Origin of the sequence: Alkalihalobacillus sp. BA299, assembly GCF_017745675.1 — a bacterium.
Lineage (GTDB): Bacteria > Bacillota > Bacilli > Bacillales > Bacillaceae_F > Alkalihalobacterium.
The window spans coordinates 1-6,577 of record NZ_JAFLJM010000042.1 but is presented as its reverse complement, the minus strand read 5'-3'; the positions used below and the strand labels follow the sequence as shown (position 1 = coordinate 6,577).

7 protein-coding genes are annotated in these 6,577 nt (G+C 35.1%); 4 read left to right on the top strand and 3 right to left on the bottom strand.

From position 1 onward, the window contains the following. Nucleotides 1-203: 203 nt before the first annotated feature. The 3 genes from J0N78_RS25225 to J0N78_RS25215 form a co-directional block, all read right to left on the bottom strand. The gene (locus tag J0N78_RS25225; protein WP_209125840.1) at nucleotides 204-653 is read right to left on the bottom strand and encodes a carbonic anhydrase; all 450 of its coding nucleotides are present in this window, start codon (nucleotides 651-653) and stop codon (nucleotides 204-206) included. A 25-nt stretch (nucleotides 654-678) separates the two neighbouring features. Next, nucleotides 679-1,689 (bottom strand): sodium-dependent bicarbonate transport family permease, encoded by a 1,011-nt coding sequence (locus tag J0N78_RS25220; protein WP_209125839.1) that lies wholly within the window; start codon nucleotides 1,687-1,689, stop codon nucleotides 679-681. A gap of 162 nt (nucleotides 1,690-1,851) precedes the next feature. Beyond that, the gene (locus tag J0N78_RS25215; RefSeq protein WP_209125838.1) at nucleotides 1,852-2,220 is read right to left on the bottom strand and encodes a Na-translocating system protein MpsC family protein; all 369 of its coding nucleotides are present in this window, start codon (nucleotides 2,218-2,220) and stop codon (nucleotides 1,852-1,854) included. 581 nt (nucleotides 2,221-2,801) lie between these two features. Here J0N78_RS25215 and J0N78_RS25210 point away from each other — a divergent pair. The 4 genes from J0N78_RS25210 to J0N78_RS25200 all read left to right on the top strand — a co-directional run bounded on the left by J0N78_RS25210 (nucleotide 2,802) and on the right by J0N78_RS25200 (nucleotide 5,980). Further along, nucleotides 2,802-3,689: a diacylglycerol/lipid kinase family protein gene (locus J0N78_RS25210; protein WP_209125837.1), complete on the top strand. Its 888-nt coding sequence runs from the start codon at nucleotides 2,802-2,804 to the stop codon at nucleotides 3,687-3,689. A 285-nt stretch (nucleotides 3,690-3,974) separates the two neighbouring features. After that, on the top strand, nucleotides 3,975-4,808 hold the full coding sequence (locus tag J0N78_RS25205; RefSeq protein WP_209125836.1) for a DUF2268 domain-containing putative Zn-dependent protease: 834 nt from the start codon (nucleotides 3,975-3,977) through the stop codon (nucleotides 4,806-4,808). 113 nt (nucleotides 4,809-4,921) lie between these two features. Next, nucleotides 4,922-5,128: a YuzI family membrane protein gene (locus J0N78_RS26715; RefSeq protein WP_483860612.1), complete on the top strand. Its 207-nt coding sequence runs from the start codon at nucleotides 4,922-4,924 to the stop codon at nucleotides 5,126-5,128. Nucleotides 5,129-5,233: 105 nt separating this feature from the next. Beyond that, nucleotides 5,234-5,980, top strand: coding sequence for a YjbA family protein (locus tag J0N78_RS25200; RefSeq protein WP_209125835.1), 747 nt, complete (start codon nucleotides 5,234-5,236; stop codon nucleotides 5,978-5,980). Nucleotides 5,981-6,577: the final 597 nt, after the last annotated feature.

Below are 6,577 nucleotides of genomic sequence, written 5' to 3'. Positions count from 1 at the left end.
AAGGTCATATCCTAGTTTTCCTGCTTGATATTCTTTAACTAGCATTAACTTAAATTGTTCACTATATTTAGCCATTAAAAACACCCCAAAAGTTAGATTTCACTCTAACTTTTGGGGTGCAGTACATTCACTTAGGCGTTTTTTGCGAGTAGCTGTTTTGTTCTTAGTATAAACTTATTTGTGTGTTTCCACTAAAGGGAGAGTTAAGATGCGGTTTCACGAATGCTCTGATTCTCCCAAATTAGTCCCTTAATTAATACGTTTTTAGGTAATAAAGGATGCTTTCTCAAGTATTCAACACTTTTACATAGCATTTCATCCTCATCATGTTCACCGAGCCATTGGCTAAAGTCGGTACTTTGATCGTTCAATGCATAGTTAATTAAGGCGATCGTATGTTTAGCTTCTTTAGCTCCCGTCCACTCGGTTGTTATTTGAGGAACATTTGGGTTTTTAACACTTACAAAAATTACTTCTTTTGTATCATGTTGATGAGCTGCCAAAATGATTGTACGAAGTATGGAATCATATGGATGAACGATATATGGCTGATACCCACTAATGATCGATACTTCATCCTCTTTTTTCTCAAGTGCGCTTATAATATAAGGAATGGAGTTGTTACAGTTACAAATAATTAAAGTGTTTTTCATTTTAATCGCCTCCGTTTATTGTTGATTAATAAAGCCACTGTGCAAGTGAATAAAAAATAGGTATACCTAAAGTTAAGTTAAATGGGAACGTAATGCCAAGGGCAAGCCCTAAATAAATCGATGGATTTGCATCAGGAACCGATGCACTCATTGCAGCAGGGGCTGCAATATAAGATGCGCTAGCTGCTAGAACACCCATTAGTGTTGCGCCACCAACTGATAATCCACAAGCCATTCCAACAAATACGCCAATGACGCCATAAAGGATTGGCATGACTACAGCAAATGATAATAACTTGAGCCCATGTTTACGAACAACGGCTAATCGTTGACCAGCAATAAGCCCCATGTTTAAAAGAAATAATGTTAGCATACTTGGATATAAATCAATAAATAATGGTTTAATTAATAGTTTTCCCTCGAGCCCAATGATCATTCCAATCATTAAACTTCCTGTTAGTAATAAAACACTTTTTCCTAACAAACATTCTCGGAGCTGCTCTTTATTTAATTTAAAGGAAATGGCAGGAGCGATAATACCTACTTTCCGAACAGATACAGCTTCTGTTTTTCGATCCTTTAAAAATTCAAGCAGTACGAGGGCAATTAATATTGCTGGGATTTCCATTAAAACGACCATCGCATTCATAAAAGCTTCATAATTTATGGTTCGATTTTCGAGGAAAGCTGCAGCAGCTCCGTAAGTGACGATACTAACTGAACCATAGGTAGCAGCTAGAGCAATTGCATTTTTAATATCAAGCTTTATTACTTTTCTTAAATAGAAAAGGGTAATGACTGGAATTAGACTACCTAGAAATATCGCTCCTAATATCGGTTTACTAACTTCAGTAATGGAATATTGGGATAATTCAATACCGCCTTTTAAACCAATTGCGATTAATAAATATAGACTTAGTGTTTCACCGAGTGCTTTTGGAAACGTAAAGTTGGAACCAAGAGCTACCGCTACCATACCAAGTACAAAAAAGAGTACAGCTGGATTGAGTAAATTCTCTATTACCATTTCTAACATTTTTTCCACTCCCTACTATTTCATAAAATAAAAATGAATAATATCATCAAAGTTCTTCCTCAGCTTTTTTGAGCATTCACAAACATAAAAAGACCAGCCCTGTAGTAATTACGAGGCTGGTCTATCATTTCCGTATCTATTGATATTGAAATAATCTCCCAATTAACTATTTAATTTTGCTTCAAGGTCTTCCTTTAGTGTAAAAACAATGACCCGTTCACCGCTTTTAGTACTAATATCGGTGTGAAAGCATTTTGCTTCCACTCCTGTTATTTCAAGAATTATTTTTTTTAATTCACCGCTTCCCGTTTCGATAAGGTCGGAGCGATTTCTTTTGACCGCACGCATTCCTGCTTCAGTTCTTGTAAGAGCTTGTTCAGCAGGAGTCAAGATCCCTTTCAGTTGAATAATTAGGAGGTTTCTAAGGATATCAGTTTTCACTTGAACAGAACCTCTACCTAAATATTCCTTTTCCCATTGGGTTAAAGTTTTACTAATTTCTGATTCTATAATTCCTTTTTTCTTATTCAAAGTGTACACCTCCATCCTAAAGAACATCGTATAATTTTTTCAATAAAAAACGGTATACTCCATATTTGAAGTATACCGATTATTTCGAATCATTACTTATTTTTACTCGTCGGTTGTCATTTCACCTCTGCGAGACCATCACAGCGATGCACTGCTAACCTTAAAAAGAAATAAGTACGTATTATAAAACAATTCGGTGTTTTTAATTGATTTAATTATATAGCGACAACTTAAAAAGTGTCAATAAAAAATTTGTATGCCATAATTTGCAGGTGACCTTATAAGTGTATTTTACATATTTACGATTGGTAAAAGTTTTTATTCAAAAGTTTAAACGAATATAATTAAAAAAGCTAGAATAAATAAAAAAGTAAACGCCGAAAATGGATCTAACTAGTTTTGGAAAGGCTCTTTTCTAAAAGATTGTTGCTTTTAGCTATTGGACCGTTAACCAAGCGAAAGCTTGGTTCTTCACGCTTTGGCGTGAAGCCTTTGCAACAAAGTTTACGAAAACAGCTCTTGTAAAAGAAGGCAAACGTTATTTAAAAGTCAAAGTTGATATCGTACAGGAGTGTGATGGTATGTATGTATTTATTGTTAATCCTATCTCAGGAAATGGAAAAGGGGAGTTTGTATGGACACAAATAGAAAAGATACTGATTGATAAAAAGACGAACTTTAAAGCATTTTTTACAAAAGATAAAGGTCATGCTACAGGCATTGTTGAAGCTCTTAACCCTGAACTTGTTACGGCAGTTGTTGTTATAGGTGGTGATGGTACGGTTCATGATGTTGTTAATGGATTACAAAATGTAAAAATTCCATTAGGCATCATTCCAGCAGGTACGGGGAACGATTATGCTAGGTCTATGTCAATTCCTAAAAATTATGAATTAGCACTAGAACGGATTTTAATAGGGGAAATGAAAAAGATTGATATATTACATGTCGGTGAACGAGTATGTATGACAGTTATTGGAATAGGGTTTGATGGAAAAGTTGCCCAATTAGCTAATAAATCAAAGTATAAAAAGATATTAAATGGTCTGCGGTTAGGCAAGTTTACGTATTTACTTATCGTGTTACAATTATTATTTAAATATAAGCCGACTCAAGTTACTATTGAGCTAGATGACGTAACATATAAATTTGATGATGTATGGCTTATTGCAGTAGCTAATCTTCCTTATTACGGTGGCGGAATGTACATATGTCCTCAAGCTATAAGTGATGACGGTGTATTCGATGTATGTATTGTTCATAACACTTCAAAGTTTAAGCTTCTTCAAATATTTCCAAAAGTATTCCAAGGGAAGCATATCACGCATTCAGCTGTTACTGTATTAAAAGGGAAAAATATAAAAGTCATCTCTGACATCCCTGTTGTTATACATGGAGATGGAGAAATTATAGGTGAGACTCCAGTGGAAGTCACTGTAAAAAAAGATGTGTTAGATATCGTTTCATAATAGAATGGCTATAAATTTCATTACAAGGTCATTCTAACTAACTTAAGTGTTACAAATTAAAACTTCATTATTAATTATAACAGAAAAGTATATTAGAAAAGATTGGTTGGCAAGGCCTTGGACGTATTATTATCTAAGGCCTTATTTTTTTGCACTAATAGCGCTTTTCATTCACTTCCTTTCTTTTTTTACATAACATGTAAATGGTGTCAATCGTTTAGGGCAAACACCTTAGCGAATATTGTCTTTCTGCATAAAATGATATGGAAGAAAGGAAGAACTCCTATGGGGACAGTTGCAACTGACAGATGGATTAAAGGGTTTATTGAAGAAGTGAGTAAAGTTTCTTTCAGACAAGAGAAATGGAAAGTGCAATTAAAAACAATCATTCAACCTATTTCACGGCATTTTCAGAATATACCACTTCACGTTATTCATCGTTCGTTACTTGATCAAGGACTTTTTACTCCGGACCAAGATGTGGATCTTATATATAAGCATATGAAAAAACTAAAAATGTGGGCTTATGTTCAAAAGATATATAGTGAATTACAGCAGGAGTGGGATGGACCAACAGTTAAAATTATTTTATTACCTGGAAATGAAGAGAATGAAATAATAATGGATAGTTTAGGTGGAAAAATGGGACTCGGTTTTCATGATAAGGTGATTTTATTTGTGACGACAAAGACTAATCATTTTGATTTAAAAACACTTTTAACACACGAATATAATCACAGTTGCAGGTTATCGAATTTACAAAAAGCAGAGTACGAATTAACACTTCTTGATTCACTTATAGTTGAAGGAATGGCTGAATATGCTGTAAAAGAATTATGTGGGAAGCGCGCACTCGGAAAGTGGCATAATCAGTTTTCAAAACAAGATCTGCAACAGCTATGGGATACTTTTTATAAGGAAAGAATTCAAGTAAAGGGAAAACATTATCATCGACCATTTTTATTCGGAAGTGAGTCGCTTGGGATCCCTTTATGGACTGGATATGCAATAGGCTTTCAAATCGTTCAGGCGATGATGGAGCAGCAAAAGTATAATATTAGAAAATTACTTACACTCGAATCAGAAATGATATTAAAAAAATCACCTTTCAATGAATAATTTGCCCTCTTTTCAGTTTGTTAAGAGGGTTTTTTGTATAAACAGCAAATTAGTAAGAATAGAGAAAGCTGAAACGGACGAGCACGTTTAGAAATAGAGGGGAGGAGATGTGAATTTTCAGAGTCTTTTCATTATTAGTTGGCTTTGGTTTAGCTGTTGCTGGCGGAGTTAGCTTGCTAGCGTATTTAAATTTATTAACAGCTGGATATGATTTTATAACGTATCTCCACTTTATATCAAATAGGATCGAGCTATATATGGTGATGGTTGGAGGCCTTATCATTACGCTTTCAATATATTTTCCATCGAAGAGAAAATAATTAGCATAATTATTATTTGGAATGAATATAGTACTTGTGGAATAAATTGCCTTCTCTCTGACTATACTGATGGTACAAGCACTTTAACGTAGGGGGGCGATTTTGTTGGTCCACATTCGGGATGTTTGGATTAATTGGTTCGAAGGAGAAGAAAATGGTTACAATGTGTGTGATTTCTATGAATGGAGAACTGATGATCGGATCGAAGTATTAGACCAAGCCGTTGTTGTGAAAGTATCGAAACAACTCTTTAGCTATATTGAAAATAATTTAGCTGATTTGCCAGAAAGTTTGTTAGAAGATGTACACCGTAGAAGTTATTTAAGAAAAAACATGTCACGTATCCAATTGGACTATTGCTTTATTGCGACTGATGGTGAACGCATTATCGCAGTTGATACGATTGGCTATAAAACACCGATTCGCAAAAGTCGATTAACACCAAGACAAGAGCAGATTGTCCTTGAATTAATTGAGGCAGAAGAAATGGAAGTATACCATCTTGAGGGAATAGAGCTTGAAAAGGAATACCATATCCTTTCACCTAGCCCTGAAGAAATGAGAGGGTTAACAAGAAAAGAACGGCAATTAAAACAATTGCTCTTTATGGCACTCGACCAATTGTACTCTACAGGAAATGCAGCTGAAATTCGCTACTGGTACACGGAGTGGGAGCCTACTAAGTATATGGAAATTCAAGCGATGAGCTTTGAGGAAGTTTGGAATGGACTCTTTGAAGAAGTAAGGAAGGGTTGGTCAAAGAGACACTATCATCTATGTGAAGCAATTGTAAAAGGACAACCCTTCTTTGAAAAGCTTTGGGAACTAGAACACGGCGAAAGTGTAAAGTAATCCAGTACAACATGGAAAATGTAAAGTATTCTAGTACATAAGGAAAAGGAGGACATAAAAAGTTCTCCTTTTTTGAGTTTTAGTAAAATAAAAATGCGATATTCGAGAAAAACTGACTTATAAGAGAATGGCTTCAACTCTATGAAACGAAATGTGAGCATTTTCGGAAAGGTTTTTTCAAACATTTACACGCAAAGCTTTGTTCTCTATAATAAAATAGTAGATCAATCTAGAAAAAGTGTAAGGATGTTCTAAATCTTTATGGAGGAGGGTAATCATGGACGGATTTGTACACTTTCTTATGCAACTTTTAACGGTTGTTGCAGTTGTAGGAACACTAGGGGTTTCTTTCTTAGTTGGTGCCATTTGGAAGAAGCAAAAAGGTTATTAATGCAATCATACATTATAGGAAAGCAAGGAGTAGAGAACCACTCTACTCCTTGCTTTTTTATCGAAGAATAGGATGTCTAGCGCTTGCGCTTTTCTTATTGTCTAGCTCCATCGCCCACCGACTAGCGAGACTTCCCTCACCTCCGTACGATAAGTCAACATCGCCTCACTAACGTTCAACGTGTTTCCTTTATCTCCTGCGGTTCA

Bases quoted from the DNA above. Each gene is read 5' to 3' on its own strand.
- J0N78_RS25225 (WP_209125840.1), bottom strand. From the start codon at position 653: ATGAAAAACACTTTAATTATTTGTAACTGTAACAACTCCATTCCTTAT.
- J0N78_RS25220 (WP_209125839.1), bottom strand. From the start codon at position 1,689: ATGTTAGAAATGGTAATAGAGAATTTACTCAATCCAGCTGTACTCTTT.
- J0N78_RS25210 (WP_209125837.1), top strand. From the start codon at position 2,802: ATGTATGTATTTATTGTTAATCCTATCTCAGGAAATGGAAAAGGGGAG.
- J0N78_RS25205 (WP_209125836.1), top strand. From the start codon at position 3,975: ATGGGGACAGTTGCAACTGACAGATGGATTAAAGGGTTTATTGAAGAA.